The 2,054-nt window shown below is 40.3% G+C and carries 1 protein-coding gene and 1 pseudogene; one reads left to right on the forward strand and one right to left on the reverse strand.

From position 1 onward, the window contains the following. Window positions 1–201: 201 nt before the first annotated feature. The gene (locus VLN09_RS10800) at window positions 202–1,131 is read right to left on the reverse strand and encodes a LysR substrate-binding domain-containing protein (protein ID WP_325246401.1); all 930 of its coding nucleotides are present in this window, start codon (window positions 1,129–1,131) and stop codon (window positions 202–204) included. Between the two features lie 503 nt (window positions 1,132–1,634). Here VLN09_RS10800 and VLN09_RS10805 point away from each other — a divergent pair. After that, window positions 1,635–2,054 (forward strand): annotated as a pseudogene (locus VLN09_RS10805) (MFS transporter); the annotation flags it as partial.

Below are 2,054 nucleotides of genomic sequence, written 5' to 3' on the forward strand. Positions count from 1 at the left end.
TATTAGGGCTTATGAATGCATTTAAAAATTTATTGGAAAACTCATGTATATATGAATCATATAGAGTTCCTTAATAGCTACAACGTAATTAAGATAGCTACAAGATTTATGAATATATAAAATCATGATAGAGCAGACTACGCTAACTAAATAGTATAGGGGCGAATGTATCATCCCTATACTATTTGTATAAAGCTTATCTTATTTACTAAACTGCTTTTGACACAGCTCCATAAAGGCTCGACCATACTGACGAATTTCTGCATCATCACGTACAGCCATCCAACTGGTAAAGCGTCCAAAATGGTCGACTGGTATCGCAGTTAGGTTCTGATAATGACTTGGTTCAAATGCCATTTCTGCAATAATACCAATCCCCAAGCCTAAGCCTACATAAGTACTAATCACATCCGCATCAAGTGCTGCCAATACAATGTCCGGTTCAAGACCTGCGTCGCTAAAGGTTTTATCAATAGCACCGCGCCCTGTAAAACCGCCGTGATAAGTTACGATTGGATAGCTGGCAAGGGTGGGTAAATCAATAGATTCCAGTCCTGCAAGTTCATGATCGCTTGGCACAATAACGCGATGCGTCCAATCGTAATAACGGTAGCAGCGCAGATAATTGTTGTGTAGCAAAGACTCGGTAGCAATACCAATATCAGCCTGTCCTCGTATCACCATCTGTGCGATGGTTTCGGGGTCTGCTTGTTGCAAGATTAGATTGACTTTAGGAAAACGCTCTTTAAACGCTTTTACCACCTCTGGCAATACATAACGTGCCTGCGTGTGAGTCGTTGCAATCGTCAGTGTACCAATATTAGGATTGTTAAAATCAAGACTTAAGTTCTCAATAGTACGAATCTCAGCAAAGATAGATTCAATATGCGGCATGAGCGCGGTGCCCATGGTCGTAAGCCCTGTCAAACGCTTACCTTGGCGCACGAACACCTCAGTTTTCAGCTGGTTTTCAAGCGCTGCGATATGCTTTGATAAACTTGATTGGCTGGTGTGCAGTACCGTTGCTGCCTGACTTAAATTATAGCCATTAATTACGGTATGCCACACTGTTTCCAACTGTTTAAGTTGAATTTGCAGATGTCGCTGATTGACCACTACGTCGATTGCCATAAGTTAATCCCGTTATACAAAGAGTCAGTAGTATTTATAAAAGCTAAAGCCCAAAAAATGTATCAAGACTATAGTGTAAATCAAAGCTATTATTCTTGTATATAATAAATAGCTATCTATTTATACATATATGGAATATAGGCAACTCATTACTATAAAGATTATATGGAGAGCTCAAGTAAAAACACCATAAAAGGTAAAGGGCGGTTTATAGTTAAGAAAGGTTAAGATACATGTAATTACCAAGGTGAGCTATAGAGTATAGCTGATACGCTCAATCAAGCAGTTAATGCAAAAACACCTAGTCAAGATAGACGTTCTCAAGTACCATTATTCAATTTTGCTTTACGTGATTCTCTTTGTACAAAATCAAGCAGGGTTTAATAGATAAAGAATAGTGATTTATAGGCAGGACGGGTTTTACTCTGCTGTTTATTAGAGCGATTATTTGCGTCTATTCTGGCTAGTTTTGTATTTTTAATTCTAAGTTTTGGTGAGTTGTTATGTCCGCTGTCAAATCTGTGCCACCCAATCCTCCAGTCGCTGAAAAATCATGGGGTGAGGCGGCGAAAGCCTATCTTGATCGTCGCGCTATTATCATGCTGTTTTTGGGTTTTGTCGCTGGCATTCCAATTCTGCTTATTTTTTCAAGTTTGTCGTTATGGCTGCGTGAAGCAGGTATTGATCGCAGTGTCGTGACTATGTTTAGCTGGGCTGCCTTGGGTTACTCATTTAAGTTTATTTGGGCGCCCTTAGTGGATGCAGTGCCATTACCTATATTGACCAAAATGCTAGGACGTCGGCGCAGCTGGATATTAGTTGCGCAGCTGTTGATTATTCTAGCGATTTGTTTGATGGCCAGTGTCAATCCTATTGATGAGAGTAGTCTGGTTTGGATGGCAGTGGGCGCTGTCTTGCTCGGC

It is taken from the genome of Psychrobacter sp. (genome assembly GCF_035469765.1).
Classification (GTDB): domain Bacteria; phylum Pseudomonadota; class Gammaproteobacteria; order Pseudomonadales; family Moraxellaceae; genus Psychrobacter.

Bases quoted from the DNA above. Each gene is read 5' to 3' on its own strand.
- VLN09_RS10800 (WP_325246401.1), bottom strand. From the start codon at position 1,131: ATGGCAATCGACGTAGTGGTCAATCAGCGACATCTGCAAATTCAACTT.